Below are 26291 nucleotides of genomic sequence, written 5' to 3' on the forward strand. Positions count from 1 at the left end.
CCGAAGGAGACAAATGATGGCCGACAAACCGATAAAAATTCCGGGGCCCGACCACCCCATTTCGATCGAACCGAACCGGTCCCGCGTCGTGGTCAAAGCCGGCGGAATAATCATCGCCGACACGCGCGATGCATTGACGCTTCGCGAGGCGTCCTATCCGCCCGTTCAATATATCCCTCGCCGAGATGTCGACATGGCCGCGCTGACGCGCAGCGAACAGACCACGTACTGCCCCTACAAGGGTGACGCGTCCTACTACAGCATTCCGGCCGGCGGGGATCGCTCCATCAATGCGGTGTGGACTTACGAGACGCCGTTTGAGGCGATGGCGCGGATCAAGGACTACGTCGCGTTCTATCCGGACCGTGTCGACGAGATCAAGGTGATCTAGAGGAGAGACGACGGATGTCGACGACAAAACGTACCGCACTTGTCACAGGTGCCTCCGGCCTTGCCGGCAGCTACATGCTGACTCATCTGCTTGAGCAGGGCGGCTGGGATATCGTTGCGGTGTCGCGGCGCAAGCCGCAGATTCGCGGTGACTACAGATACATCGCCGTGGATCTTCTCGATCCCGCCGATTGCAAGACAAAGCTCGCACCCCTCACCAATATCTCGCATCTGTTCTATCTGGCCATCACGGAGCGTCCGGATCCCGGAGAGACGATATCGGCGAATGCCAACATGTTCTTCAACCTCGTCAAGACCGTGGATGCCGCGTCGCCTGCGCTCGAGCATGTCCATCTGTCTCAGGGCACCAGATGGTACGGAAATCACCTCGGCCCTTACAAGACTCCGACCCGGGAGGACGATCCGCGGCACATGCCGCCGAATTTCTATTACGACCAGCAGGACTTTCTCGAGGAATTCCAGAAGGGAAAGCGCTGGACCTGGTCGGTGGGGCGTCCGCACGCGGTCTGCGGGTTCTCCACCGGAGGACCGATGAACCTGACCCTGGCGATCGCGGTCTATGCCAACATCTGCAAGGCATTGGGGCTGCCTCTCAGCTTTCCGGGCAAGCCCGGCGCGTATACCGCGCTCTACCAGTGTACGGACGCCGCGCTGCTGGCAAAGGCCGTCGCGTGGATGGCGACCGATCCGACATGCGCCAACCAGGCGTTCAACATCACCAACAGCGATCTGATCCGGTGGCAGAACCTGTGGCCCAAATTCGCTGGGTTTTTCGAGATGGAACTGGCTCCGCCACGGCACATCAATCTTGCGCGGTCGATGGCAGACAAGGGGGCGATCTGGGACAAAATCGTCGAAAGGAACGGATTGCAGAAATTCCGTTTCGAGGAGATCGCAGCATGGGGCTACCCGGACGGCGTGTTCGCTTCGGACTACGACATCGTCTCCGATACCAGCAAGGCCCGCCGCTTCGGATTCCACGATCTGGTCGACACCGAGGAGATGTTCTTTCGGATGTTTTCGGATTTTCGTCGTGAGCGGATCATCCCGTGACCAACCACGTCGTGCTTTTCGCAGTGTCCTCCCGCAAACACAGCCCGCTGTAAAAGGAAAATCTCCATGACTGCATCTGTCGTCCTGATTACCGGTGCCCTGGCCGGTATCGGCCGCGCCACGGCGCTGGCCTTCGCGCAAGAAGGCGCCCGGATTGTCGTGTCCGGCCGTCGCGACGAGGCGGGGCAGGCCCTGACCCGGGAGCTCCGCGGCCTCGGCGTGGAAGCCGAATTTGTCCGCGCCGACGTGCGCCACGAGGACGACGTTCGCAACCTGATCGACAAGACCGTGGCCCGCTTCGGCCGGCTTGATGTGGCGGTCAACAACGCCGGCACCGAAGGCAAGCCCGGTCCGGTGACGGAACAGACCGCCGAGAGCTACGCCGCCACCTTCGACACCAACGTGCTCGGTGTGCTGCTCAGCATGAAGCATGAGATGCGCGTGATGCAGGCGCAGGGCAGCGGCAGCATCGTGAACCTCTCATCGACCATGGGACAGCGAGGCGCGCCGGGAGCCTCGCTCTATACTGCCAGCAAGCACGCCGTCGAAGGGTTGACGAAATCCGCAGCACTCGAAGGTGCGGCATCGGGCATTCGCGTCAATGCGGTCGCGCCCGGTCCGATCGAGACCGAAATGCTCAATCGATTCACCGGCTCCGCCGAGAGGAAGGCCGGACTGGTCGCGGGCGTACCTCTCAAGCGTGTGGGCACGCCTGCGGAGATCGCAGATGCCATCGTGTTCGTCGCGTCGCGCAAGGCGTCGTTCATCACCGGCCAGATCATCAGCGTGAACGGCGGCAAAACCGCGTCCTAGTTCCGCCCATCATCAACCTGGAAATAATCGCGCACTCTGCCGGCGCATTGCACGGCCGCGTCGGGAGCCCGGCCGAGCCCGACTTTGCTGAACTCGCAAGGACGACCGTCATGATCAAGGAAACGTCTGCGTTGTTCGCCGTACCGTGGCGGACCGGGCCCAGCCTCCGGTGAGAGGGCAGTTCGTCCTCGGGAGCCGCGCGAGCCTGTTGGTCTCGGCGGGCGTGGTCGGTCATACGCTTTGGACAAGTGCAGCGCCGGCGCTGACATACGGGCTTTATGCCGAGCAATGGCGTCTGACCCATACGGTGACCGCGGGACTCTTCGCCATCTATCCGATCAGCGTCGTTGTCATGCTGGTCGGTTTCGGTGGAATCTCCGATCAAATTGGTCGCCGCGCGACGATGTTGGCCGGCCTGTTTGCTTCGCTGGCCGGCGCCCTGTTGTTTGCGGTCGCACCTGACGTGTGGTGGGTATTCGCCGGACGTGCCTTGATGGGCATCGGCGTCGGCCTGGCCGCGGGCCCGTCGACCGCCGCTGTCTTGGAGTTCACGAGCCCTGCACGTGCGAAGAGTGCGGCCTCGATCACGATGGGGGCACAGGCGACCGGCTTCGCGGCGGCTTTGCTGATCGGCGGCGTCTTGACGGAATACGGGCCATGGCCGACGCGCCTGTGCTTCTGGATACTGGCCATTCTTCTCGTCATCCTTCTGGCCGGCACCTGGCTCTTGCCCCGTCAGGCTGCCGGCGGTGCCGCCGGCGACCGGCGCTCCCGGATGCCGTTCGTTCCGAAGGATGTGCGCCGGGCTTTCGCGGTGTCATCGACGGCCATGATGGCGGCCTATACGTTCGGCGTGCTGGTCCTCTCGCTCGGCGGCCAGGTCGAGCATGACCTCATCGGCTCGCCCAACGCATTTCTCAACAGCGCCGTCCTTTCACTGTTTCCTGTCGTGATGGCCGCCACAGGGCTCATCTTCCGGACCCTCTCGCCGCGTGTGGCGCTCATCGTCGGCGCGTTGGTCTCCGCTCTGTCGATGGCGCTGCTCATCCTGGCGGTCAACTTGCGCCATCTGGTGATCTACCTGCTCGCAACTGCCGCGGCTGGAGGCGCCTACAGCCTGTTGTTTGTCGGCGGCCTGCAAGTGATCAGCGCGGCGGTGGCCGCAACCTACCGCGGCGGCACACTCTCTGCCCTCTATCTCCTGGGTTATCTGTCGATGGGGGCGCTCGCCTTGATATTGGGCGCCATCGCGTCCACGCGGGGGCTTGGTTTCGCCGTCGATATCGGTGCGGTAGCGATCATTCTCATGAACGTCGCCACGCTTGTACTCGCAACGACCGCGTCCACCATATCCCGGTCCGCCGCGCCACCTTGATCAACGTGACGCGTGCGTGAACGGACCGCTTGTGCAGATCAAGAAGGATGTGCCACCACCAAATGGGGATTTGGCATCAACTCAAAGGGTAACGACGATCTTGCCGAACTGGCCGCTGTTCTCCAGATAGCGGTGCACGTTCACCATATCGTCGAACTTGAAGATGCGATCGATGATCGGCCTGAGCGCGCCGCTGGCGAGGCCCTTGGTCACATACTCCACCGCGACCTTCCGGCGCGCGTCGTCGCCCGTGACCAGCCGGATGCTGTATCCCTTGATCGTCGTCATCTTCCGGATCATTTCCAGCACCGGTATCGGAGTGTCATCCTCGCTCAGCGCGCCGTAGATGTAGGCGATGCCCTGGTTGGTCAGCGCAGCGATCAGCTTGGGAAAGTCCGCGCCGCCGACGGGATCGAAGGCGAGGCGTGCGCCGTGGCCGTTCGTGATACGCATCACTTCGGCGACCATGTCCTGCTCCTGGGTTGCAACGACATGTGCCGCGCCGGCCTCCCGCAACCGCTTTGTCTTGTCTGACGTGCGCGTTAGCGCGATCGGGGTTGCACCGGCATAGTTGGCAATTTGTATCGCCGCCAGGCCGACGCTGCTCGAAGCTGCGGGAATGATGACGAAATCCCTGGCCTGTACTTGAGCGTCGAAAACGAGCGCGCCGTAGGCCGTCAGAAACATCATCCAGACTGATGCGGCTTCGACGAATGAAAGCGAGTCCGGATGCTTCACGACGGCATGGTCGGGCGCGAGAATGACCTCGCCGTATGTGAAGTACTTGTTTAGGGAGAAAGCCGGAACCGTACTGACGGCGTCACCTATGGCGAAGTCAGAAACGTCTTTGCCAACCGCATCGACAATACCGGCGGCATCATATCCGAGACCCGCCGGGAATCTGACCCGTTCAGTATATTTGTCGTTGCGCCACATGGAATCGGCACGGTTGATGCCAATTGCCTTGACCCTGATACGAATTTCGTGCGGGCCGGGAGCGGGCACCTCCATGTCGATGAATTCGAGGACGCCCGGCCCTCCGGCCAGTGCGAATTTGATGGTGCGGGACATGATGCCTCCATTAAGGCGGGTTGAGGATGTGGGATTCGGCGCGAGCTCGAACGGAAGTCTGCGCCGACCTGGTTGTGAGGGCATTTCGAGATGCTGTCCGGAACGGTGAGGACTTATTCCGTTCCGGTCAGCAGGCACACGAACCCATTGCTGGCTTTCAGCCGGATCGGCTGCACAGCCTGATATGCGTCAGAGTCATAGAATGTCTTCACGGCCTCGGGGCTATCGAACTCGACAATGACCCGGCGGCGGCGCGGGATGACGCCATCCAGCGGCTGCGGGTCTCCGCCACGCACGAGAATCCTGCCGCCATGAGCCGAGATGATATCCGGAACGCTGGTGCGGTAAGCCTCATAAGCCGCCGGATCAGTAATCTCGATTTCAACAAAGAAATATCCTTTAGGCATCGTCTCATCTCCTCACGTCTGCCGCTCAAGCGCTTTGACGCCGTCGGGAACGGGAAGCCAGCCCTGCGCACTCCTCGTCCAGATCACGAGGCCTGGGCGCAACCAACTTGTGTCATCCAGAGTGCCGGGTTTCAAGGAAACCACGTCCGGCGCGGCCTTTTGAACATGGTAGATGCGGACTCCGCACTCCGGACAGAACACGCCGGTAACCTCATTGCCACTGTCGGCGACACGTGTCGTCTCTTTCGTCAAGCCGGTTACTGTCAAGCTGTCTTTCTTCACCGGCATGAACATGCCGAAGGCGCTACCAGACTGGCGCTGACATTCTTTGCAATGGCAGGCGCCCAGGCGTATCGGTTCAGTCGTCAATACGTAACGTATGGAGCCGCATTGGCATCCGCCGGTGTAGGGTGCGGGCATGTTGTTAACTCCGGTATGTGTGTCGTCGACGAGTCAGACTTGTGCCCTGCCGCCATCGGCGAACAATTCGATCCCCGTGACGAAGCTGGAGTCGTCCGAGGCCAGAAAGAGCGCCGCCTTTGCGATCTCTTCGGGCTCCGCCATGCGGCCCATCGGGACTGACGACACGATGCGCGCGATGGCTTCAGGCGGCTGCAGCGCTGCCTGTGGCGTGACAACGGGTCCAGGGCTGAGAACGTTTGAGCGGATGCGCCGGTCCTTCAGCTCCGCGGTCCAGGTTCGCACGAATGAGCGAATAGCCGCCTTGCTTGCGGCATAGACACCGAAGCTCGGGGTGCCTTTGGCGGCAGCAGCCGAACCGGTCAGGATGATGGAAGCGCCATCGTTCAAAAACGGCAGCGCCTTCTGCACCGTGAAGAGCACGCCCTTGACGTTTGTGTCGAAGGTCTTGTCGTAATACTCCTCGGTGATGCTTCCCAACGGTACGAACCCGCCCAGTCCGACATTGGCGAACAGGACGTCTATTCGGCCCCTTGCTCCGACGCGCTCATAGAGGCGATCGAGGTCGGCCAGGTTCGCTGCGTCGCCTTGAACGCCGGTGGCGTTGCTGCCGATTGCGGCGACGGCGTCTTCAAGCTCCTGCTGGCGACGGCCAGTGATAAAGACATCGGCCCCCTCGCTGGCGAAGAGTTTTGCGGCGGCGAGGCCGATACCTTGAGTGCCGCCGGTAATGACGGCCACTTTCCCCTGCAATCTCGCCAAAGTTCATTCTCCCTGCTGATCAAGTCAATTCGCAATGGTGGCGAATAGCGGTCATACAGACCTCGGTTCGGGCGATGTCACTGATCCGGGTCCTGCACGAACAGCCGTGTCACCTCATTCCGCGTCTGGTTGACGGCACCGATACGCGCGATGAGTTCTGCAGTCCGACTGCCTCTCAGACCGGCCGTCGTGATCACGCCATCGTGGACAAAGGTGTAGGTACCGGTCACCAGAAATGCACCGGTCGAGCGGAGGTGCTTGCGCTGGTCCTCGATGGTTGCGCGATAGGTTTCGCTGTCGCGGAACTCTCGTGCCGCAAAGGCACTCGCGAAACCGATCTCAATCGGCGAAGGCGGCGACGGACGCGCATTGTCGTAGGGGTCAGGCAGATGCAGGCGCAACTTTTGCACCTCCGGCGCGGATGCCAAATGTTGCGCCCATTCCGATAGCCAGGAGCGGAATCCGTCGCCAGATCCACCGTTGAGAGCAAATGCAGGCGGTGCAGCCGATCCGGCCCGTTGGGAATGCTGTCGGCCTCGCGATCAACAAGCGTGCGTGACCCCTCCGGCAGAGCATAGGCGACAGTGTGCTCGAACAGATGGAACTCGTCTCCGAACAACACGGGGCTGGCTTTGATGTAGCGATTCTGGTCGTCGGTGTCGGCGAAGCCGATTTCGATGGCGCCGTCGAGCACGACGTCCATACGGCGAATGCCGTCTGGAAGGGGCCAAAGATTCGCCGTGTGGTCGGGTGAGAAGTGCTGCTGCGCGTAGTAGCCCACGCCGGGAAGTCTCGCGAGGAGCGTCCCGAGGACATCGCGCCAGTAGTTTGCGAACAGATCCTGCGGAAGCCCGGCAAGCTTGCGCATGACGCCATAGGACAGGCAGCGGATGCCCTCGTCGCGCGCGGCGAAATCGGCCGTGCTTGCCAATTGCGATGGCGGGTTCTTCTGACCGTGACGGGTCATCGAGATCTCCTCTGGCGATGCCAACGCCGGAACGGCTGCCGCCCATCCGCGTCGGGCCAACTTGTCGGTGATATTTTCCCTGGGGGCGTCCTGAACAAGCGCCGATTGCCGAACATTCGATCGGCATTTCCGATCGATGTTCCGTCCTGTCAGGCTGGTGCCCGACCGAAATTGCGATTTGTCTATTTTTGCCGCCGACGGGAGAAAGTTACCCTGCGAAGTGGTATAAACTGAACAGGATTGAACTCTACGGCTTCATCCAGATTGCGGCCCGCTTCATCGAGACATAGCTTCCCAATAATCGACTAATCCGATCAATCGACGGACGTGAGGATGGGCGTGGAGCTGCGGCAGATCGACTGCTTCCTGGCGGTCGCGACAGATCTACATTTCGGAAAAGCGGCAAAGAGACTGTCGCTCGCCCAGTCTTCCGTCTCCGAAGCGATCAATTCATTGGAGAAAGAGATTGGGGGACAGCTCTTCGTGAGGACGAGCAGGCGTGTCCAGTTGACGCCCCTTGGCGAGAAGTTTCGTCTCGGCGTCGAAGGCGCTGCTCTGGTCCTCCGCGCCACGCTGGACGATTGCAGGAATACCGCCCTTGGCCAGACGAGCCGGCTGCGGATCGGTTTCCTTGGCGGCGGTCTTTATGAGTACACTTTGCCGTTTGTCAGACATCTCAGGAGTAAATTCCATATTGACGTCGACTGGGTGGAGCTTTCGCTGCTGGATCAGTTCGAGGCGATTACGTCGGGCAAGGTCGATGCCGCGTTCTGCAGACTTCCGCTCTCCCATGACGGCCTGGTGCAATGCGCGGTTCTGTTCGAGGAGAAGAAGAAACTGGTCGTGCCGGCCGACCACCGGCTGTGCGACAGAGACTGGATCGATCCGGAGGAGCTCGTGCGCGAGACCTTGCCGGCCTTGCCCGACAATCATCAGTTGGGAGCGTGGGCGGCGATCCATTTCCCTGACCACACTCCCTCCGGGCGGCCGATCGCGCGAGGGCCGGTCGTAACGACGATCAGGGAATCGCTTGCGGTCGTCGAATCCGGCGAGGCGGTCGTCATCGTCGGCGAGCGGCTGGAGCGCTACTACTCGAATCCTGCCATCAGATACATCGAGATCGGCGTTGCTCCCGTGGCGACCGGTCTCGTGAGACGACGAGCGGATCGGCGGCGCGTGATACAGGATCTCGAGGAATGTTCGCGCGATGTCGCAGCCGGGTGGGTCGATACTGTAGAGCACTGAGGGTTACCGAGCAGGACTCTCGACCAATCCCCAAAACCGGGTGCTGCGTGTCCCGGCTTGCGGCTACGTGAAGGGCGCGGTTCACGAGCTTTTTATCCCTTCGTGACCGCCCGCAGAGCTTCAAAGTTGGCGCCGAGCTCCCACATCCACAATGAAATGATGATCGACATTTAACAGCGGCAGTGTCTGGTGCCGGTTTGGAGCGAATATGGGTGAGGTTATTCGATTTGTCTCAAAGTCTGAGCGCGAGCGGGTCCGCCTCATTCAAGAAGCCCGCGCGATATATGACAGCATCTTCCCGCCGGCTGATCCGGTCAGCGAACAGCAGGACAAGGCACTGGCAAGTCATGCGGTCAGCGGCAGCAATGCCTACCGCAGGGACGGGGGCCTGCTGCCGTGATCAAGATCATCGCCGTACTCTGCAGTCTCTCGTCTCCGGCAAATTGCCACGAGCAGATCGTCACCACGTCGGACTTCGCGGACATATCGACGCAGTCCTGCCTGATGGGTGCGCCGCAGCTCGCCGAGTGGATGAAGGAGCACCCGGCCGAGCGCCTTGCGGGATGGCGCTGCGTGATCGGCAAACAGGATGGCAGAAGAACTTGAGGGCGCGCGAAAAGCTGCGTCATGCCGGAACGGCTTGTGACAACGCCGCTTCAAACGTCACGATGCCTCGCGATGTTTCGTAATGTGTAATCGACCGTGCCGACTCGCGCCGATACGGTTGTCGCGCTTGTCATCAGCATGCCATCAGCAAACCGCGAATTATTTCAACCCGGCCCTGCTTGCGGTTTCATCGACGTGCCGTGGGTGAAGGCGTGAGGTCTTGCCCGAGAGCCGGATGCGGTAGCGCCGCACGTCCGGTTCGATGAGCGAGGTGTGAAAACGGGGCCATGGTCGAACCAGTAAGGCACCGCCGAACGAAAGGGGCGGAAACAGATATGTTCGAACCTAAAGCTACCGCGTCACACCTCGACTCTACGTTACACCGGAAATCACCGGCGGAGATGCAAGCCGACGCGTATGACCCTGAGCGGACGTTAGGCGCGACTTACCTTGAGCGCTAATGATCGACATGACCATCGATGACCGGGCCGAACGCTTCCCAATGTTCGCCATTGAAGCGGATCATTCGCTCCTGCTCAATGGGATAAAAATCGGTGGACGAAGTTTTGATACGAATTCCCGGGCGGTAGGTATCAATCTCGAAGTCGAGATTGGCGGCTACTTTCATCACATTCTCACGGGTGAGATTGTCGCCGCAGCGTTTCAAGATTTCCACCAATCCAATCGAATGGTTGTAGCCGGTCAGGATGAAACTATCGGACTTGTCGGCCTCTGGGTAATATTTTGCCATGAAGGCGCGGAAGCGTTGCATGCCCGGATAGTTATCCCACTGTGGGTCAGTGATATCCAGCTGGTAACCTGCGGAAAGGATGCCCTTCGAGTTCTCAAACCCTGCGGGCTTAAGCACCCCGCCGACCGAACTCGACACGTTGGCTAGGATATGGATCGGATGCCAGTTTAGCTCAGCTAGTTTTTTGATCGCCTGCGCGGCGAATTTCGGCGTTGCGATATTGATAAAGACGTCCGGGTTGGCGGACTTGATAGCGACGACCTCTGAGTCCACGGTCGGCATGCCGACCTCATAGGACGCGCTGGCGACGACCATCTTGTCGTACTTGTCGCCCAGCACATCCCTTAGCCCGAGAACATAGTCCTTGCCGAGATCATCGTTCTGGTACAGCAGCCCGATCTTTGCGTTTGAATAGTGCTCCAGAATGTAATTTGCGTAGATCCGCGCCTCGCCCCGATAGGTCGGCTGCCAACCCATGGTCCAAGGATAATGCTCTGGGTCACCAAAACGCGAGGCTCCGGTGATAACGAGCAATTGTGGTACTCGAACCGTATTCATGTACTTTTGGATCGCCGCATTAGCGGCAGTGCCGAGTGATCCAAAAATTAGAAAGACTCCATCGCTCTCGACCAACCTGCGCGCCTGCTCCACTGTCTTGGGCGGGCTGTAGCCGTCGTCATAGGAGATGAAGTTAATCTTTCGCCCGTTGATGCCACCATTGTCGTTGATCATCCGGAAATATGCGCCAGCCGTTCGCCCCATGATGCCATAGGCCGACGCTGGCCCACTATACGGCATGATATTGCCGATCTTGATCTCAGTGTCGGTTACCCCGGTATCGTATTTGCTCTGGGCAAGTGCACTGCCTTCGCTGGCAGCAAACAAAATGATGGCTGACGAAAGCGCCGCGAGTCGCCTAGTGACGACGGGCATTGCATTTCTCCCTATGAATTAATGAATGTGTCTGCGTTATCGGGAGACGTCTCATGATCTCCTACTCGATTATTGAACACCGATCGTCAGGCGTTGTCGATCTCCTGTGCGCCGCTCGCGTGCGCTCAGTTCGTGCGGTTTGTCAGCATAGTTGACCGTAGTTAAGCGGGGCAGTAAGCGTCAGCCGGGCTATGCCCGTTGTCCCTGCCACGGATCGGATTGAAACTCGTGAACCGAAGGCGGACCACGAACCATGGCAGTCTGGCCGCTCAGGATAGTGAAATTCGCTTCCACGCAGCCAGCGCCCATCGAACCTATCCCAAAACATAATCGCGTCCATTTTCCAGGCGAACTCATAAACGCATCAAAGCCCGTGTTCGCGGATCTTCTCGCCGGTCGCGTTGAACGGAATGCTGTTGAGCTTGCAGAGCGCGTCGATCTCATCCCAGTGCGCGCGGACGCAGCTGGCCGCGCCACTCAAACTCGCTTGATCAACCTTCGGTCGATCCACTCGACCAAGTTGCCATCCGCAACATCGCGGATAAACAGGAAGAGCGAATATGTGGTCTGGTTCAGCCGTCCGTTACGCAGGTCGTGTCGAGGCAGCGAACAGCGCGAAATAATCTCTCGCTCGGCGCATGTCCGGCTACCCTTTCGATAACTGCAACCGTGAAAGCTCCAGTAGCTGCGCAACTTCGGGCAGGCCGGAGGTCGAGCGGTCGCCCGCTGCAGGTCGCGCCAGGTAGGACGACCACGATGATCCGTATAGCTGCGCGCTGCATGATCACTGATGCCCTGCAGCGAAAACGCTTCGAGCAGGTGCTCGAATAGCCGAGGCGTGTCGTGATCCAGGATCGCGCGCCGCAGTTGATCGGAATCTGTGCTGATCAGGTCTGCGGCTATGAAGTCGGGGCTTTCTAGGCTTGCCGGGCAGTCCCAGGATGGTCCGGCTCGCTGCCACCGCCCCTACGTAGTGCCCAACTCGTTGACGGCGCTCTGCAGCCTCGGTCGAGCATTTGCCGGGGTAGCGGTGGAGGTCAGTCCGTCCTCGCTCGTTTTGGCCAGTGTGAGCAGCGTCACAAATCAGCTCATTAGTAGTTTGACATCAAAAAAGCGGCTTTCAAGCCTAAAAATGACATGCAAGCCATTGACTTTGCTTACAAATCTTGAATTTAAGCCGTCTCGCAGCGGCTTGAACGACTGGCCATCGAAGTTCGGCCGAGCCATTCAGCCGAAAATCGGCGACCTGCGGAACACGGGTAGTGAGCGATAATGGCGCGACTTCTCGCGCTAGGTCGAGTTGTTTTCGACGGGTCGGACTAACAACGGCTTGAGCCCGCAATTCTCCGGCTTCAATGCACCACGAGCGATCGCTAGGGTCGTCTTTCGGGGCTTGCCAGGTCCCCGGGTTGAGGGAAACTTATTGCCGAAGGAAGAACTCGCCAGAGACGCGGCGGAGATATTTCGGCTCCTGCGCGCGTTCCGCTCGATCAAGGATCGGTCAGCACGGCAGCATGCCTTCGAAGCGGTGGAAGCGATGGCGGAGAACCGCACGAAATCTGAAAAGAAATAACCCGACGTGGATATGGCCGCGAAGGGTCAGCGGTCTGTTGAAAGGTGGCACGGTGCCGATCAGGAAATTTTAGCGCGGACACTGCGGTGTCGTTGCGCGACATAAGGGATACCACCGTTGCACCTTGCTGGGCGTCGCAAGACCACCAGTAGGGCGGACGCTAAACTTGGATTAATGCCCTTTGTAGTTCGGCGGTTGCCTGCGCGAGTAGATCGCGATCACGATGTCGTCCTTCGGAATGCGACCAACCGTCGAAGCTAACTCGCTCAAGATGCTGGCGAACAGACCGAAGTTGATGTGCAATCGATTTGCGAACGACTTCGTCGTCCAAACGTTCGAGATCAGCGAGAAACCGGTCGGATCGAGATGCGCTTCAAATCGCGACGAGTGCTCAAAGGTGCCAATGTAGAGTTTGTCGGGATATTCGAGCGCAATCTCCGCTTTGTCAGGCATAGGCTTCGTCATTCGCACTACCATCTACAAGCTAGCCCTGTAAATTGCAGCAGAGCAGCGAAGCCGCCTTGCGGTAGGTCAAGGAAATGGCGTTCTACCCTTGGGGTAACTTGCAGGGCCGCCCGTAGTTGTCGTGCAGAACGCTTTCCAAACAGGACAGTAATTCTGACCAGCTAGCCGTTAGCGCTTCGTCAGCCTTTTTGGCCTCCTGAGCAGCATCCGCCTAGCTTTTGCCCCAGCGCGCTTTTTCCGATCGTCCTTGATCTTTTCAATCAAGGTTCTGATTTCGGGCACGGCCTTGAAGCTTGAAATCATGGGGCTTCCCCTCCGACCGAATTCTCCGAGGAGATTAGTCCAATTCCGGGGGAAGGCAATCAAGCAAAAGCGAGCGTCCAGTGCGGTGCCAGTCAATTCAGCACTGGATTACGTTGGCTCGTCGTTGCGGGAGCAGGCCATGCCACCCTCAGTCATGCTGTTGCGTGACCATCTATCTCACCAGGAAGTGCATGCGAGACGCGAATTGAGACACGCTGAAGGGGGCGACAAAAGGAATTATTGGAGTTGGGGCTAGACTTCAAACTGAAAACGATCACTCATGCTACGGACTGCATATCGGCACTCGGGCTGACTTCAGAACCACGAAATCTGCTTTTGCGATGCCGCATGGAATTAATTGGCGATTGGCGCTATGATCCGCCTTTAGACGCAGCAAGCTACGCGGCGATCTGAGGGACGTTGGATGCAGTGTTTTCGTTGTGCTTTTCAGAACAAGGTAACCAATCAATATTGCGAAAGATGCGGGTCTGCTCTCGGTATAGAGTGCTCGGCTTGTGGACACGTCAATGGGCCAGAAGCGCGTTTTTGCGGGAATTGCAGTAGGGCGCTGAAGGGCAACGTTCCTGCGGCAGCCAATCAGGCCTGGCAACAGGTCCTGCGGTCACTTCATGCCAAGGGCGGAGAGCGTAAGCGCCTTACCATTCTATTCGCTGACATCTGCAACTCAACGAGTCTTATTGACAGGTTGGGAGACCCCGAACTTGGGATGAGGCGCTTGCAGCCTATCCTTGAACTGATGCATGAGGCGGTTGTTCGCTACGATGGGGTGGTCAACAAATCTCAGGGCGATGGAATCATGGCCCTTTTTGGCGCTCCACAGCCTCACGAAGATCACGCGGTCCGTGGCTGTCTCGCCGCACTCGCAATGCAGGATCAAATGACCCGCATTGGCGATTCGGATTTACAAATTCGAGTTGGCGTTCACACTGGAGAGGTTGTTGTTCAGGCGATAGAGCACGGAATCTACCAAACGTATGACGCGGCGGGTGCAAATGTTCACCTTGCGAACCGCATGGAGCAACTGGCGGACCCTGATGGTGTTCTAATCTCCAAAGAGACGTACGCCGCCGCGAAGCAATTTGTTGAAGTCGAGCCTTTAGGCGCGCAAAGCATTCGAGGGATTTCGACCCCCGTAGACGTTTTCAAACTCAGGGGACTTCAAAACGCTCCCTCCAGCGGAGTCTTTCGAAGCGGTAGACGGCTGAGTCCGCTGACCGGTCGTAATGATCAATTTTCCGCTCTCTTGCTCGAACTCGAAAGCACAATGAACGGCGATGGTCGCGTCGTTGGTGTAGTCGGTGAAGCTGGAATTGGGAAGAGCCGTCTCTGCTTCGAGTTTGCTGAGCATTGTCGCGGAAAAGATATCCGTGTCTTTGAGGCTCGTGTCTTGGCGCACGGTAAGGCGACGCCGTTTCAGCCTGTTCTTGAACTGTTGCGCGACTATTTTGGTCTTCGGACCAAAGAAGCGATCGATATCTCACGTAGTCGGGTCCGTGACAGATTATCGACACTTCCGGTCGAAGAGCACTTTGCGCCCGTGCTGTTGGAATTCCTTGGACTCGCGGATCCGCATCAGCCAGCCCCCAAGCTCGATCCAAAGGCTAGAAAGACGCAGCTCCTCGATTTTGTGAGAACGTTACCTCGCTCGGGCCCGCTGGATGCTAGTACTGTTGTAATCATTGAAGATCTGCATTGGATCGATTCCGCGAGCGTAGAGTTCGTTGAGGCACTCGCCGATGCCGTTGTCGGCACAAAGACCCTCCTGGTCGTTAACTTAAGGCCGGGCTTTGTAGCTCTATTGATGCAGCGATCACATTATCGACAGATCAGCATGCCTCCATTGGCTCCATTGCAAGCGATAGCTCTGCTGCAAGACCATCTTGGAAATGATGCCTCGCTGGCGTTGTTGACTAGAAACATCGTCGAGCGCGCCCAAGGCAATCCCTTCTTTATTGAGGAGCTGATCAACGCGCTCGTGGAACGCGGCGATTTTGAAGGGGAGAAGGGGGCATATCGCCTCAAAGGCGGTATTGATGCAATCCCCTTACCCACCACCGTGCAGGCAGTCGTAGCAGCCAGAATTGACCGACTTGAAGAGGACGCAAAACAAGTACTTGAGGTAGCCTCCGTGATAGGTCGAGAAATTTCCATATCGATCCTGGAGCGCGTTTGTGGCTTAGACCAATCGGACCTGTCGCAGGCAGTTCAACACTTGAGACAGTCTGAGCTGCTTTATGATGTCCCGCCCTTTGAGCGGCGGCTTCTCGCTTTTCGTCACCCCCTAATACAGGAAGTGGCCTATCGATCATTACTGCACGCTCGGGGTCGTGAGCTTCATTCAAAAGTGGCAAAAGCAATCGAAGCTCTCTTCAAAGATCACGCTGAGCAACGGGCCTCGCTTCTGGCGTATCATTTGGAGCAGGCTGGCGAAAATCTTAAAGCAGCTCAACAGAATATGCGCGCCGCGGTTTGGATCGGCGCAAACGATCCAAGCCAAGCGTTGAGAAGTTGGATGAAGGTCCGCGAACTTCTGTCGGACCAACCTACGTCTACGCCAATCGACTATTTGCGAATGATGGCTTGTGGACAGATAGTCAATTTTGGGTGGCGAGAGGGGATTTCGTCTGAAGATGCTGCAGTCTACTTCGAGGAAGCCAGGAAATTCGCGCTTGCCTTGGGAGATGTGAGGGCCAACGCGCTGATTCACGCTGCCTATGGGCGAATTCTGGCAAATGGTGGCTCAGCAGACGAGTATGTACAAAAGATTCGAGAAGCGAAGGCAATCGCCGATGAGGGTAACGATCCGAGCGTTCAAATAACGCTTAAGGCGGTACTCTGTCACGCGCTGTGGCTGTCAGGCCACATGAGAGAAGCGCTTCAAATGAATGTCGAGGCAACGGACCGGGCGGACGAGATCGTAAAATTTGACCGCCAAACGCTGGGTTTTGATATCGAGGTCTGGCTGATTGCTTTGCGCGGTCGAACGTTGGTGATGCTCGACCGAAAAGAAGAAGCGCGCGCGTTCCTTGATCGTATCCTCCAGTTGGAAAGTAGTCACGTTGATCCTGTCCATCACGTCATGCCAAGCATGGGGTATGTAGATCTCGCTTGGGCTGAAGGAAACATCGGACTGGCCCAAACTCATGCTGACCGGGCGTTCTCCCTCGCAGTGAAGAGCGGTAACCCCTATCTGCGAGTTTATGCGCAGGCCTGTCGCGGGCTTTCTCATATCGTCGCGGGAAGGCTCACCTCAGCTATTGAAGATTTGTCCGAAGCTCTGCGTTTCGCTCGATCTCGAAAGGCAGGTTTAGAAAACGAACCTCGTATTCTGGCTGATCTGGCAAATGCCTACCGGCTGAATGGCGATGCCGAAAACGCGCTTTCCACGGTTACTGAGGCAATAGAAGTCGCGACTCAGCGCAATGCCCGCGCTCCGGAATGCTTTGCTCGCATTGTGTATGCGGACCTCCTCCTGAAATCCGGAAAAAGTGATCAAAAGGCCGCTGGAAGGCATGAATTGGAACGCGCACAAGCGCTGATGCGGGAAACTGGAGCTATGATCTTTGAAGCCTTCATCACCCCTTCGAAGGACACGCTTGATGACACTCAAGCATCGATCAATGGGTCGTAAGTGGACTAAGCAGTGCCGGAAATTCTATGAACTACAGACTTTCAGCATCGAGTGTAGCTAGCGAAGCGGTTTCGTGCGGATAGCTCTTGCGACGTGACTACATTACTTCTTCTTAGCCTTCCCCTTTTTAGCTTTCGTCTTTTTTGCTTTCTTAACTTTCGTTTTCCCCTTTGGCTGTCTCGTCTCTTTTAAAAGAATCGGAGGTGCGAGGTTTGCCGGGTCGAAAATTTTTATCGGTTTCTTTTCAATGATATTTCCGTTCGCATCTCGATCAAGATCAGCGTCTTGATTAGGAGTTGGAGCCGCTGTGTTGGGTAATGGTGCAGGACAAATAAGCGCAACCGTCAAGGTGCCGGTTGTGTCGACCAAACGAGCAATGTCAACGTTCGTAGCTGGATTGCCAGGGTCAACGTAGTGGTCCGCATTGGGATCCAAGCCCTGCCTTGCGTCGAACACCACTCTCTTAACTCCTTGAGCGCTTAGGGCGTATGATAGGATCGCCCTGATCGAGTCTGCAGTAGAGACGCCGTTGTACGCAGCATTCTTGAGGATTTGCTTCAAAAAGAAGAACCATTTTCCTTTGGCATTATCTCCGGGATAGGTCTTAGTTGGATAGGTCCCTAATCTATAAGCGACACGATGCAGATGATGTCGGCCATCGAATATATTTTCGCTTGCAACTACGTTCCTAACTATACCGATGTTCGTATCATTGAATGCGGCGTTCAGGCGGCCTTTGATTTCGGCGTCGGCACCACCACCGATTGGAATGAGTGAACCCATCACACTAGTCCTTTCTTTGTCTAATAGAAATAGCAGGGGTCGGTCGGCTCTGAGACACCGCCATCGCTGAGCCGAGATTTGCGGGTGCTCCAGAAGTTGGCCCAGCAAGCCTGTGGCTGCTGGGATCGCCGTCTTGAGGCGGAGCCAGAGCCAACATCATTAGGCGCCAATATGTCATCAAGACTGCGAAAAGCTTTAGTGAGGTTCAGAATGCGCCCCGAACGACGACGTAGTTCTCTCGCCCCAGCTCCACAGGCCCATTTGTCAGCGAGGCAATCGCAGGCAAGGCTGGGATCACCTGCAAACCTTCGGCCACGTGCGATATGGTGACCAGTCTCATGCAGCAGGGAGAAGACCAGCGCATCATCGTTGGTAAGCGGATGAAGTACCAATCCGCCATAAAGCCGGACGAAGCGACGGCCGCTTTGCAAAAATGCTTGTGCGTTAACGATTCGAGTTTGCGTATCAACTTCGTATTCGATGTCAGCGAAGGCAGTCCGAAATTCCGAAACAAGAACTTCCACCATACGACCACGGCTGTCCGCGTCGCAAAGGACGACGTCATCCGGCAAGGCGGAAGCGTTCAGCAACCCAGGATCGCCAAAGGTGCGCCCCCAATTCCTCAGAGCTGCTAAATGCAGTAGAGCAAATTGGGGCTAATTTCAACCACATATAGCAAAGTCCGTCGGTACCATCTCAGCAAAACGACTCCTTGCGGCCATCGAGCTTCTGGGGATCGCCGATCCGACGGCAATTGCAATTGCAGGTCTTAGACCCGATTCGATAGGAGGAATTGGCTGGAAGTTCGGGCCTACCTCGTCCTAGACCTTCAGTCCCTTGAACCCGTTGGAACTACGGACTTATTGGCGAACGTTTCGGTATCTTTGCGAGCACGGACCAATAGAAGGTCGCGGTGCGTCTGATCGAGATCAGCATAGGGCTGGCGCCGGGCTTGCGTATCAGACGGACGTCGGCTTGGACGCGGATCGGATCGCGTCCCGTCATTTCCGATTTGTGCTAGACTCATCAATCCGTAGCCAAACGATCACGACCGCTAGGCACGCGCTGACAACGCGGTGCAAAACCGGGAAGCGATTTGATGCCTCGTCCTAATCTCGCGGTCTGTTTTCGCGCAAGGGGCGTTCGGCTGCTTTTGGCGCTCGCGCCCCACGTAGCCCGTGGGTTGGCGTTGGCGTTTTTTATATGCGTCTCCTGGTCTATGGCCCAAGGCGGGACCACCAAGCTCCGGGTGGCAACTCGAATAGTGGCTCCCATGGTGATTGAGAAGAACGGAATTCTAAGCGGCTTTAGCATTGAACTTTGGAACAGCATCGGCGAACGACTGAATCGCGAGACTGAGTACGTTGTCATGTCCGATGTCAGGGAGTTGCTTGACGCCGTGGGAAGCGGACGGGCGGATCTCGGGATCGCAGCCATCTCGATCACGTCCGAGCGCGAGAACAGATTCGACTTCTCTCAGCCGATCATGAATTCGGGCTTGCAAATCCTGGTGCGTGGCACCGCTGCCAATGTCGAGCCAAATCCGTTGCGCGAGCTGATGCAGCTGTTCTTCTCCCGCACGCTGTTGATCTGGCTTGGCATTGCGCTGCTTTTAATCCTTATCCCGGCGCATCTGATCTTTTTTCTAGAGCGACATCATCGTAACGGAATCATTCCAAGCACAAAGTATTTTCCGGGAATCTTCCATGCGATGTTTTGGGCCGCAGGCACGTTAGCCACCCAGGCAGATCAAATGCCCCGGCACTGGGTGGCTCGGATTGTGGCAGTGCTGTGGATGTTCACGGGCGTGGTGTTCGTGGCTTTTTATACGGCGCAGCTGACGGCATCACTGACGGCACAGCAGATCAGGGGACCGATTAACAGCCCGCAGGATCTCGTTGGCAAAAGCGTCGGCACGACACGGGGAAGCACGGCGACAGTCTATCTGAATGAGGTCAAGGCTCAGGTTCTTGAGTTTGAGAAAGTCGATGACCTCTACAATACCCTGTTGAATCAACAGGTGGACGCGATTGTATTTGATTCACCCGCGCTGCTCTACTATGCAACTCACGACGGGAGGGGATTAGCGCGGATTGTTGGCAATGTGTTCCATAATGAAGACTACGGCATCGTTTTTCCGACCGGCAGTCCATTGCGCAAGCACGTGAATGAAGCGCTTCTCGCACTGCGTGAGAACGACACGTACCAGAGGATCTACGAGGAGTGGTTCGGCAAGCGCTAGGCTGGTCGGCGCGCTTTGATTCAACGTCTCCAAAAATCCTTAAAGCGAGTAGGGGACAACTCGGTGTAGCGAACGGTGTGCTGAATGTTTTTGTGTCCGAGGTAGGCTTGTAGCGCGCGCGTGTCGTGGCCCTTGTTGACGAGAGCGTAACCGCAAGCGTGTCGCAGCATGTGCGGATGGGCCTTAAACCGAAAATTGGCGGCGATGCCCGCGCGCTCCACCATTCGAGCAAAGCCCGCCGGAGTGAACGGCGGACCACGCTCCGACGTAAACACGAACGGCGACCTGGGCTCCTGCTCGCGCTGAAGCTTGCGGAGCGCACGCAGTTCGTCACCTAGGATCGGATGCGTACTCGGCATGCCCTGCTTGACCCGTCGCACATGCAAAGTAGCCGACGTAAACTCGATCTGATCCATCCCAACGAAGATCGGTTAGTTCCGCGGCGCGCAGGCCGTGTCGGTACGCCATTAGGACTATGGTGGCGTCGCGATGACCATGGCGGATGGTTTTTCGCAGACCCAGCCGCAATCTTCGCACAGAGTGCACTTCATGGTGTCCGACGCTGTCAATCGCGAGGGGGGATGCGAGGGGCGAGCAACATGCCGACCGCGAGCATGCAGATGCCGCCAAACGCCGCGCCGCTGCCAGCCTGCAAGACGAAGATATCGGCGGGCCTTAACTCGTTGAGGCTGCCGCTGCCGGTCACCACCGTGACAGACAAGGTCTGAAAGAAGTATCCCCCCACGGCACCGGCGATCAGGCCGACGGCCGTGTGGCCCCAAAATCCGAAGGCATGGTCGTGGACCACCACTGCCGCAAGATGGGCGCCGACAAATCCGGCGACGATCTGGATGTAGAGGCTGGTCGTCGTCCAAAGCATGGGTCCCACTCCGTCACCTACGGCTCGGCATTGCGGGCACGCGGCGTTAGCTGCAACAGCGTGGCCAGCGGACGCTTCCCGGCGCCCTTGCACTTCGCGCATACAAGGCGGCTGGCGAGGTCGCTGATGAGCGTGGTGGAGACGTGGCGTAGTGCTGCTAGATCGACATCGCGCTTCGCCTTGCACCGGCTGCATTCGATATCAAGCCATGGGAAGCCGACGTTGATCGCTTGATCTATCGTGGGGCTGGGATCGACGGGGCCGCCGTCGCTCCACATCCGTTCGTTCCACGACTGGCACGCGAGGTTGTCGGCCTCACGGATCAGTGCCTCACCTTGGGCGCGTTTCTCCGCTGACCGCTCAGCGAGAATGGTCGTCATCGCCCGGGACTTGCGAAGCTCCTTCGCCAGCGCGTTGCGGTCGCCGCCGGACAGTGGGGTTGGATGGTGCTTCGGTGCCATGAAAGCATTGGACCTCAGCCAGCGGCTTCGCGCAATCGCCCTAGATGTCGGGCCGAAGCTATTGCGGTCCCTACAGCCTATCGCGTCGGCGAGAATGTCCGCTTGTCTGTGAAGACCGGACGTAACCGGCGGATGTTCAAGGCGACGCGATTGACCCTGAGCGGACGTTGACCGGCATTTTTAGGTGCCGATTAGATCTTCACACCAAAACGACGGGTGTTACACTGCGGCGATAGGCAATCGCATATTCCGAGGCGAGACATGTCGTCTACCTTCGTTGCAAAGGGCGCCGATTGTTATGATCAGTACATGGGGAGATGGAGCAAGCGTCTGGCTCCGCTTTTTCTGGACTTCGCTGGCGTTGCAGACGGCGAGCGCATCATTGATGTCGGATGTGGAACCGGTAGCCTAACGTTCCTGATCCCTGATCGCGCCAATGTTGCTACCATCGAAGCCATCGACTTCGAACCGCAGTTCGTCGAAGCGCTTATACAGCGCAATACCGATCAGCGGATATCCGCACGGCAAGGTGACGCCTGTTCGATACCCTTCGGTGAAAACTATTTCGATCGTGCTATGTCGATGCTCGTTCTGCATTTTGTACCGACACCTGAACTGGCGATAGCCGAAATGCTTCGCGTGGTGCGGCCGGGTGGCATCGTAGCTGCCACTGTCTGGGATACATTTGGCGGCATGCCTAGCCAGCGAATGTTCTGGGATACATTCGCTGCAATTGAGGCCACCGCGCACGTCAGGCGTGATCCCGCTCTGGTGAGACCGATGACCTTTCCGGGTGAAATGGCAGGGGGCTTCAAGGCCGCTGGTCTCGAAAACATCGCCGAGGTGACCCTGACTATCCGAATGGATTTTGCCAGTTTCGACGATTATTGGTTTCCGCTGATCAACGGCCAGGGCACGTTGGCGGCTTTCTTTTCAACGTTACCCCAAGGCACTCCAGAGCGAGTGCAGGCCGCTGTTCGCAACGCCTATCTGACCGGTCGGCCAGATGGTCCCCGAAGTTTTGTAAGTGCGGCTTGGGCCGTTAAAGGAACCGTGCCAACTCGCCTGCGCTAAAACTCGTAATCTCTATCCTGATGGGGGATGTCATGACCGAAGTGCTGTGGAACCGCATGACCGCCGAAGAGCTGCGGCAAAAAGCCGTAGATGACGCTATAGTCTTGTTGCCCGTTGCTTCCACCGAACAACACGGGCCGCATCTCGCGACGGGCGTAGATACATTTTTAGGTGGGGAAGGATGCCAGCGCACGGCTAAGATTGTTGCTCGCAATCGGCCTATCGTGGTCGCACCCGTGGTGTGGATGGGACTTGCGGAGCACCATGTGGCCTTCGGCGGGACCTTTTCTCTCTCACTCTCGACATATCATTGCCTGCTCAAGGAGCTTTGCGGGTCGATCCTGCAAGCGGGCTTCAAGAAAATTTTAATTGTCAATTCACATGGCGGGAATGTTGCTGCGCTCAATACTCTGACCACTGATCTTGCGCGCGAGCTTGGTGCCCCTATTGCGACCACGACGCTATACAGTCTGCCGCATGCGAGCGGTGCCTATGCTGAAAGTTTGGAGGATCAGAAGACCGTGCGCCATGCCTGCGAGGCCGAGACCTCGATGATGCTTGCGTCGTTCGCGGATTGCGTGCGTGGCGACCGGATGGTCGAAGCGTTCGGCCCGATGGGCACTCACGAAGTTAGCTTGGCTCCGCCGCTCAATCTGTGGCGGTCGTTCAAAGAGCTGACCCCCAGCGGCGTTTTGGGTGATGCTCGCAAGGCTTCGGCGGCAAAAGGCGAAAGGCTGCTCGACGTTGCGGCCGAACTGCTTGCCGCAAAGCTAGTTGCTGGCGAACCCTGGGGCTAGAACTCAAAGACCGGCTCGAAGTGCTGACCGTGTACAACGAGCGCCCATGCGCAACCTCAATTCAATTAAACGGAGCTATCCACTAAAGGCGCTGCCGCTAAATAGACTGCGCCTCGCTTCCGCTGTTGGCCCAAAACAGACCAATCGGTCAGGTCAGGCGATGTCCGTTCATGCGGGTAGACCGGACTATCGCAGCTCAGGGATAGACCGACGCGAATGACCCATAGCGTCACTGGCTATGCACGTTGTCTCCGCCTAGAATTATTTCATGACACTCGACACCAAGCAGATATTCGCATTGCGGCAACTCGCTTCGCAGCCCAATGGCGCGATGCGTGCGTTTGCTTTTCTGACTGACTTGGATCACTCGGTAGCAAGTGCGCAAGACTTGCTGAAGAAGGGACTGATATCCTTAGTCGAGAGCCCCGGCGATGGCGTGATGATCACTCAGTTTGGGCGAGACGCTTTAGGGCTAGGCACAATAAAGTCTGACGTCGGTGTCTAGAGCCGCAGCCCAGCGTTGCCCACAGCATCATGCCGCGCGGGTGACCGACGGTCCGTTTGTGGCCCGTCTGAGACATGCGGACGAGGCCTTAGAATGTCCGCTCGCTGGCGTAGACCGGAAGTCACAGGCTGAGGCGCAAACCGATGCGATTGACCCAACTCGGACGTACCGGCCTTGTTTTGGTGCGGCCAGCAACGCACAATCAAAATCTCAATGGGGAGAAACACAATGAACAAAGCCATCCTCGCCGTCGGCCTTGGTCTTGCCCTGTCGGGTATTGCATTTGCGCAACAGAAAACCGCTAAAGAACAGATCGTAGGCGCTTGGACCCTTGTGGCTGTCACCAGTGAGACCGACGACGGCAACAAAGGAGAACCTTTCGGTCCATCCCCGAAGGGCGTGATCATCTTCTCAAACGATGGCCATTTCTCGCTTTTTCAGTCGCGCGCGGAAATTCCAAAGATTGCGGCTAACGACCGAGCCAAGGCGACACCCGAAGAGGCACAAAGCATCGTAGCGTCTAGCATTGCGTATTACGGCACATACTCGATTGACGAAAATTCAAAGGTGATGGTGGTCAACCTTGCAGCCAGCACCTACGCGAATGTCGCGGCCATGCCCAATCAGAAAAGAACGATTACTCTGCTAAATTCTGACGAGCTAAAATTCGACAATCCACGAACTCCCAACGGTATGACGCTCCGAACCACTTGGAAGCGCGCAGCCGCACCTTAGTAGACGTTCTGGTCGGGTGATGACCGTGACTTCCTCATCTGGCCCGAACCGGAGCGGTCCGACAATGTCTGTTCATGGGGGCAGACCGGAGTGCGCCGGGAGACCGGCAAGGAGTAGATGGTGCAAGTCCATCACGATGAAGGAGTAGCGAACCGCATCGACCCCGAGTCATGCGCAGAAGCCCGCGAGGGCATCGGCGAAGCGTTGACAGGGGAGCGCATAGGCCAGCCATTGAGCCGCGAAAGTACCCTCATCCTGGGTGCCGACGTCGTTCCGGTGACGGAAGGCAACACGGATGGGCGCGATAACGCGAGCGCCCAGACGGCCCGGCGTGGTCTTAGACACTGGCATGTGCGCACGCTCTTTGCGTGGGAACCGGGAGATCTCATGGTCGGCCAGCACCAGCATGTGTGCTGCACTGGCCCGCGTCGGGAAGGCGAGGAGCCGTAGCCGATGATGTACGATCATGAGAAGTCTGACCCCGTCATAGTAGCTGTGAAGCCGACGAACAAAGCCGGGCAACCGGCGGCGGAGTTGGTGGAGCCAAGGGCGGGGGCCGAGGGGAATGCGAGTCAGCAAAGCACGGGCCGGGCACAGTACCGGGGAACCGTGTCACAGGCGCTGGAGCGCATACGGCAAGCTGCAAGGCAAAGGAAGAAGGAGAAGTTCACCGCGCTCTTCCATCACGTCAGTATTGATCACCTCGCAGAGGCATTCTCTGAACTCAAGGAGAATGCTGCAGCTGGAGTGGATGGGCTGACATGTCGGGATTACGAGCAGCACCTTGAGCGCAATCTTGAGGACCTGCATGCTCGCGTCCATCGGGGAGCGTATCGGGCACTACCGGCGCGGCGGGTCTACATACCCAAGCCGGATGGTCGGCAACGCCCGATCGCGGTCGCCGCCCTTGAAGACAAGATCGTCCAGAGGGCGACGGCTGCGGTGCTGAGCGCGATCTACGAGGAAGATTTCCTCGGGTTCTCGTATGGGTTCCGACCCGGACGCAGCACGCACGATGCGATGGATGCGCTCGTGGTCGGGATCACCAGCACAAAGGTGAACTGGATACTGGACGCCGACATCCGCTCGTTCTTCGACACGGTGAGCCAGGAGTGGCTCATCAAGTTTGTGGAACATCGCGTCGGCGACCGACGTATCATCCGCCTGATCCAGAAATGGCTCAAGGCAGGCGTCCTGGGAGACGGGATCGTGACGGTCAGTGACAAGGGGACCGGGCAGGGATCGGTGATCTCACCGCTTCTGGCCAATCTCTACTTACACTACGTTTTCGATCTCTGGGCCGAGCGCTGGCGACGGCGTGAGGCCGCGGGCAATATGATCATCGTGCGCTACGCCGACGACCTCATTGTTGGCTTCGAGCACGAGACCGACGCCCGTCGCTTCCTAGACGAGATGCGTAAGCGGTTACAGGAGTTTGCACTGTCGTTTCATTCGGAGAAGACCCGGCTGATCGAGTTTGGACGCTTCGCGGTGGAAAACCGCAAGCGGCGCGGGCTCGGTAAACCGGAGACCTTCACCTTCCTGGGCTTCATCTTTATTTGCAGCAAAACTCGTCGGGGTAAATTCCAAATCAAACGGAAGTCTCGGCGGGACCGCATGCAAGCAAAGTTGCAAGCCATCAAACAGGAATTGCGACGGAGCATGCATCAGCCGATTCCCCAGCAGGGAAGATGGTTGCAGCAGGTCGTCACCGGCTACTTCAACTACCACGCGGTGCCGACAAACAGTTCGACACTGACCGCGTTCCTATTCCACGTTACCAATCTCTGGCGGCGCACGCTGCGGCAGCGGAGCCAGAAAGACTGGACGACTTGGGAGCGGATCAAGCGGTTGGCAGACGACTGGCTTCCGAAGCCGCGAATCCTTCATCCGTGGCCACAAAGTCGCTTCGCCGTTAGACACCCAAGGTGGGAGCCGTATGCCCGAATTGGGCCCGTACGGATCTGTGCGGGGGGCGCGAGGTAACTCGCGTCCCTACCGCGAAAG

At 57.9% G+C, this 26291-nt stretch carries 30 protein-coding genes; 15 read left to right on the forward strand and 15 right to left on the reverse strand.

The features are described from left to right. Positions 1-16 precede the first annotated feature (16 nt). The 4 genes from UP10_RS33040 to UP10_RS33055 all read left to right on the forward strand — a co-directional run bounded on the left by UP10_RS33040 (position 17) and on the right by UP10_RS33055 (position 3652). The gene (locus tag UP10_RS33040; protein WP_044591409.1) at positions 17-391 is read left to right on the forward strand and encodes a DUF427 domain-containing protein; all 375 of its coding nucleotides are present in this window, start codon (positions 17-19) and stop codon (positions 389-391) included. A gap of 14 nt (positions 392-405) precedes the next feature. Next, positions 406-1464: an SDR family oxidoreductase gene (locus UP10_RS33045; protein WP_044591348.1), complete on the forward strand. Its 1059-nt coding sequence runs from the start codon at positions 406-408 to the stop codon at positions 1462-1464. Positions 1465-1530: 66 nt separating this feature from the next. Further along, a complete protein-coding gene (locus UP10_RS33050; protein ID WP_044591349.1) occupies positions 1531-2277 on the forward strand; it encodes an SDR family NAD(P)-dependent oxidoreductase in 747 nt (248 codons plus the stop codon). 208 nt (positions 2278-2485) lie between these two features. Next, positions 2486-3652, forward strand: coding sequence for an MFS transporter (locus UP10_RS33055; protein WP_044591350.1), 1167 nt, complete (start codon positions 2486-2488; stop codon positions 3650-3652). Positions 3653-3733: 81 nt separating this feature from the next. Here UP10_RS33055 and UP10_RS33060 read toward each other — a convergent pair whose 3' ends face one another. From UP10_RS33060 to UP10_RS44740, 6 genes are all read right to left on the reverse strand, one after another. Continuing rightward, positions 3734-4723 (reverse strand): zinc-dependent alcohol dehydrogenase family protein, encoded by a 990-nt coding sequence (locus UP10_RS33060; protein WP_044591351.1) that lies wholly within the window; start codon positions 4721-4723, stop codon positions 3734-3736. 113 nt (positions 4724-4836) lie between these two features. After that, on the reverse strand, positions 4837-5130 hold the full coding sequence (locus tag UP10_RS33065) for a DUF1330 domain-containing protein (RefSeq protein WP_044591352.1): 294 nt from the start codon (positions 5128-5130) through the stop codon (positions 4837-4839). A gap of 12 nt (positions 5131-5142) precedes the next feature. Next, positions 5143-5550: a GFA family protein gene (locus UP10_RS33070; RefSeq protein ID WP_044591353.1), complete on the reverse strand. Its 408-nt coding sequence runs from the start codon at positions 5548-5550 to the stop codon at positions 5143-5145. A 33-nt stretch (positions 5551-5583) separates the two neighbouring features. After that, positions 5584-6312, reverse strand: a complete 729-nt coding sequence (locus UP10_RS33075) for an SDR family oxidoreductase (protein ID WP_044591354.1) — start codon at positions 6310-6312, stop codon at positions 5584-5586. A gap of 77 nt (positions 6313-6389) precedes the next feature. Continuing rightward, the gene (locus UP10_RS44735) at positions 6390-6542 is read right to left on the reverse strand and encodes a hypothetical protein (protein ID WP_156180450.1); all 153 of its coding nucleotides are present in this window, start codon (positions 6540-6542) and stop codon (positions 6390-6392) included. Further along, a complete protein-coding gene (locus tag UP10_RS44740) occupies positions 6539-7279 on the reverse strand; it encodes a hypothetical protein (RefSeq protein WP_156180452.1) in 741 nt (246 codons plus the stop codon). The genes UP10_RS44735 and UP10_RS44740 overlap by 4 nt, the downstream gene beginning before the upstream one ends. Before the next feature lie 333 nt (positions 7280-7612). On the opposite strand from UP10_RS44740, the gene UP10_RS33085 reads away from it, so the two are divergent. From UP10_RS33085 to UP10_RS33095, 3 genes are all read left to right on the forward strand, one after another. Further along, positions 7613-8524 (forward strand): LysR family transcriptional regulator, encoded by a 912-nt coding sequence (locus tag UP10_RS33085; RefSeq protein WP_050043899.1) that lies wholly within the window; start codon positions 7613-7615, stop codon positions 8522-8524. A 208-nt stretch (positions 8525-8732) separates the two neighbouring features. Then, the gene (locus tag UP10_RS33090) at positions 8733-8924 is read left to right on the forward strand and encodes a hypothetical protein (protein WP_044591355.1); all 192 of its coding nucleotides are present in this window, start codon (positions 8733-8735) and stop codon (positions 8922-8924) included. Then, positions 8921-9130, forward strand: a complete 210-nt coding sequence (locus UP10_RS33095) for a hypothetical protein (RefSeq protein ID WP_044591356.1) — start codon at positions 8921-8923, stop codon at positions 9128-9130. Before UP10_RS33090 ends, UP10_RS33095 begins: the two co-directional genes overlap by 4 nt. Positions 9131-9587: 457 nt before the next feature. On the opposite strand, the gene UP10_RS33100 is transcribed toward UP10_RS33095, so the two are convergent. Next, the gene (locus UP10_RS33100) at positions 9588-10814 is read right to left on the reverse strand and encodes an ABC transporter substrate-binding protein (RefSeq protein WP_044591357.1); all 1227 of its coding nucleotides are present in this window, start codon (positions 10812-10814) and stop codon (positions 9588-9590) included. Positions 10815-12237: 1423 nt separating this feature from the next. Here UP10_RS33100 and UP10_RS44745 point away from each other — a divergent pair. Further along, positions 12238-12387: a hypothetical protein gene (locus tag UP10_RS44745; RefSeq protein WP_156180454.1), complete on the forward strand. Its 150-nt coding sequence runs from the start codon at positions 12238-12240 to the stop codon at positions 12385-12387. 171 nt (positions 12388-12558) lie between these two features. Here UP10_RS44745 and UP10_RS33110 read toward each other — a convergent pair whose 3' ends face one another. Together UP10_RS33110 and UP10_RS46415 are read right to left on the reverse strand one after the other, a co-directional pair. Beyond that, the gene (locus UP10_RS33110) at positions 12559-12840 is read right to left on the reverse strand and encodes a hypothetical protein (RefSeq protein ID WP_349643998.1); all 282 of its coding nucleotides are present in this window, start codon (positions 12838-12840) and stop codon (positions 12559-12561) included. Positions 12841-13020: 180 nt separating this feature from the next. Beyond that, positions 13021-13155 (reverse strand): hypothetical protein, encoded by a 135-nt coding sequence (locus UP10_RS46415; protein ID WP_283807695.1) that lies wholly within the window; start codon positions 13153-13155, stop codon positions 13021-13023. A 424-nt stretch (positions 13156-13579) separates the two neighbouring features. Here UP10_RS46415 and UP10_RS33115 point away from each other — a divergent pair, with 424 nt between their 5' ends. Continuing rightward, on the forward strand, positions 13580-16807 hold the full coding sequence (locus tag UP10_RS33115) for an adenylate/guanylate cyclase domain-containing protein (RefSeq protein ID WP_044591359.1): 3228 nt from the start codon (positions 13580-13582) through the stop codon (positions 16805-16807). Between the two features lie 102 nt (positions 16808-16909). Here the strand turns inward: UP10_RS33115 and UP10_RS44750 are convergent, their stop codons facing one another. Both UP10_RS44750 and UP10_RS44755 read right to left on the reverse strand, forming a co-directional pair. Next, on the reverse strand, positions 16910-17590 hold the full coding sequence (locus UP10_RS44750) for a hypothetical protein (protein ID WP_156180456.1): 681 nt from the start codon (positions 17588-17590) through the stop codon (positions 16910-16912). 20 nt (positions 17591-17610) lie between these two features. Next, positions 17611-18180 (reverse strand): M48 family metallopeptidase, encoded by a 570-nt coding sequence (locus UP10_RS44755; RefSeq protein ID WP_156180458.1) that lies wholly within the window; start codon positions 18178-18180, stop codon positions 17611-17613. A 629-nt stretch (positions 18181-18809) separates the two neighbouring features. Here UP10_RS44755 and UP10_RS33125 point away from each other — a divergent pair. Further along, the gene (locus UP10_RS33125; RefSeq protein WP_050043900.1) at positions 18810-19832 is read left to right on the forward strand and encodes a transporter substrate-binding domain-containing protein; all 1023 of its coding nucleotides are present in this window, start codon (positions 18810-18812) and stop codon (positions 19830-19832) included. A 20-nt stretch (positions 19833-19852) separates the two neighbouring features. Here the strand turns inward: UP10_RS33125 and UP10_RS33130 are convergent, their stop codons facing one another. From UP10_RS33130 to UP10_RS33140, 3 genes are all read right to left on the reverse strand, one after another. Next, on the reverse strand, positions 19853-20248 hold the full coding sequence (locus tag UP10_RS33130; protein WP_197086957.1) for a tyrosine-type recombinase/integrase: 396 nt from the start codon (positions 20246-20248) through the stop codon (positions 19853-19855). Between the two features lie 149 nt (positions 20249-20397). Then, positions 20398-20712 (reverse strand): hypothetical protein, encoded by a 315-nt coding sequence (locus tag UP10_RS33135; protein WP_044591361.1) that lies wholly within the window; start codon positions 20710-20712, stop codon positions 20398-20400. Positions 20713-20729: 17 nt separating this feature from the next. After that, positions 20730-21173, reverse strand: a complete 444-nt coding sequence (locus tag UP10_RS33140) for a hypothetical protein (RefSeq protein WP_044591362.1) — start codon at positions 21171-21173, stop codon at positions 20730-20732. A 261-nt stretch (positions 21174-21434) separates the two neighbouring features. Between UP10_RS33140 and UP10_RS33145 the strand changes: the two genes are divergently transcribed. From UP10_RS33145 to UP10_RS33160, 4 genes are all read left to right on the forward strand, one after another. After that, the gene (locus UP10_RS33145; RefSeq protein ID WP_044591363.1) at positions 21435-22247 is read left to right on the forward strand and encodes a class I SAM-dependent methyltransferase; all 813 of its coding nucleotides are present in this window, start codon (positions 21435-21437) and stop codon (positions 22245-22247) included. A 32-nt stretch (positions 22248-22279) separates the two neighbouring features. After that, positions 22280-23044: a creatininase family protein gene (locus tag UP10_RS33150; RefSeq protein ID WP_044591412.1), complete on the forward strand. Its 765-nt coding sequence runs from the start codon at positions 22280-22282 to the stop codon at positions 23042-23044. A 268-nt stretch (positions 23045-23312) separates the two neighbouring features. Then, entirely contained in the window at positions 23313-23549 is a 237-nt protein-coding gene (locus UP10_RS33155) for a MarR family transcriptional regulator (protein ID WP_044591364.1), read from the forward strand. A 228-nt stretch (positions 23550-23777) separates the two neighbouring features. Next, on the forward strand, positions 23778-24284 hold the full coding sequence (locus tag UP10_RS33160; protein WP_050043901.1) for a lipocalin-like domain-containing protein: 507 nt from the start codon (positions 23778-23780) through the stop codon (positions 24282-24284). Positions 24285-24452: 168 nt separating this feature from the next. On the opposite strand, the gene UP10_RS44760 is transcribed toward UP10_RS33160, so the two are convergent. After that, a complete protein-coding gene (locus UP10_RS44760; protein ID WP_044591365.1) occupies positions 24453-24692 on the reverse strand; it encodes a hypothetical protein in 240 nt (79 codons plus the stop codon). Positions 24693-24737: 45 nt separating this feature from the next. Here UP10_RS44760 and ltrA point away from each other — a divergent pair, with 45 nt between their 5' ends. Then, a complete protein-coding gene (gene ltrA, locus UP10_RS33170) occupies positions 24738-26270 on the forward strand; it encodes a group II intron reverse transcriptase/maturase (protein ID WP_502692203.1) in 1533 nt (510 codons plus the stop codon). Positions 26271-26291 lie beyond the last annotated feature (21 nt).

The sequence above is a fragment of the Bradyrhizobium sp. LTSPM299 genome, from assembly GCF_000938235.1.
Taxonomy (GTDB): Bacteria; Pseudomonadota; Alphaproteobacteria; order Rhizobiales; family Xanthobacteraceae; genus Bradyrhizobium.

Coding starts and splice junctions, on each gene's coding strand:
- UP10_RS33040 (WP_044591409.1), top strand. CDS start 17: ATGGCCGACAAACCGATAAAAATTCCGGGGCCCGACCACCCCATTTCG.
- UP10_RS33045 (WP_044591348.1), top strand. CDS start 406: ATGTCGACGACAAAACGTACCGCACTTGTCACAGGTGCCTCCGGCCTT.
- UP10_RS33050 (WP_044591349.1), top strand. CDS start 1,531: ATGACTGCATCTGTCGTCCTGATTACCGGTGCCCTGGCCGGTATCGGC.
- UP10_RS33060 (WP_044591351.1), bottom strand. CDS start 4,723: ATGTCCCGCACCATCAAATTCGCACTGGCCGGAGGGCCGGGCGTCCTC.
- UP10_RS33065 (WP_044591352.1), bottom strand. CDS start 5,130: ATGCCTAAAGGATATTTCTTTGTTGAAATCGAGATTACTGATCCGGCG.
- UP10_RS33070 (WP_044591353.1), bottom strand. CDS start 5,550: ATGCCCGCACCCTACACCGGCGGATGCCAATGCGGCTCCATACGTTAC.
- UP10_RS44740 (WP_156180452.1), bottom strand. CDS start 7,279: ATGACCCGTCACGGTCAGAAGAACCCGCCATCGCAATTGGCAAGCACG.
- UP10_RS33085 (WP_050043899.1), top strand. CDS start 7,613: ATGGGCGTGGAGCTGCGGCAGATCGACTGCTTCCTGGCGGTCGCGACA.
- UP10_RS33090 (WP_044591355.1), top strand. CDS start 8,733: ATGGGTGAGGTTATTCGATTTGTCTCAAAGTCTGAGCGCGAGCGGGTC.
- UP10_RS33100 (WP_044591357.1), bottom strand. CDS start 10,814: ATGCCCGTCGTCACTAGGCGACTCGCGGCGCTTTCGTCAGCCATCATT.
- UP10_RS33110 (WP_349643998.1), bottom strand. CDS start 12,840: ATGCCTGACAAAGCGGAGATTGCGCTCGAATATCCCGACAAACTCTAC.
- UP10_RS46415 (WP_283807695.1), bottom strand. CDS start 13,155: ATGATTTCAAGCTTCAAGGCCGTGCCCGAAATCAGAACCTTGATTGAA.
- UP10_RS33115 (WP_044591359.1), top strand. CDS start 13,580: ATGCAGTGTTTTCGTTGTGCTTTTCAGAACAAGGTAACCAATCAATAT.
- UP10_RS44750 (WP_156180456.1), bottom strand. CDS start 17,590: ATGGGTTCACTCATTCCAATCGGTGGTGGTGCCGACGCCGAAATCAAA.
- UP10_RS33125 (WP_050043900.1), top strand. CDS start 18,810: ATGGCCCAAGGCGGGACCACCAAGCTCCGGGTGGCAACTCGAATAGTG.
- UP10_RS33130 (WP_197086957.1), bottom strand. CDS start 20,248: ATGGATCAGATCGAGTTTACGTCGGCTACTTTGCATGTGCGACGGGTC.
- UP10_RS33135 (WP_044591361.1), bottom strand. CDS start 20,712: ATGCTTTGGACGACGACCAGCCTCTACATCCAGATCGTCGCCGGATTT.
- UP10_RS33140 (WP_044591362.1), bottom strand. CDS start 21,173: ATGGCACCGAAGCACCATCCAACCCCACTGTCCGGCGGCGACCGCAAC.
- UP10_RS33145 (WP_044591363.1), top strand. CDS start 21,435: ATGTCGTCTACCTTCGTTGCAAAGGGCGCCGATTGTTATGATCAGTAC.
- UP10_RS33150 (WP_044591412.1), top strand. CDS start 22,280: ATGACCGAAGTGCTGTGGAACCGCATGACCGCCGAAGAGCTGCGGCAA.
- UP10_RS33155 (WP_044591364.1), top strand. CDS start 23,313: ATGACACTCGACACCAAGCAGATATTCGCATTGCGGCAACTCGCTTCG.
- UP10_RS33160 (WP_050043901.1), top strand. CDS start 23,778: ATGAACAAAGCCATCCTCGCCGTCGGCCTTGGTCTTGCCCTGTCGGGT.
- UP10_RS44760 (WP_044591365.1), bottom strand. CDS start 24,692: ATGCTGGTGCTGGCCGACCATGAGATCTCCCGGTTCCCACGCAAAGAG.
- ltrA (WP_502692203.1), top strand. CDS start 24,738: ATGATGTACGATCATGAGAAGTCTGACCCCGTCATAGTAGCTGTGAAG.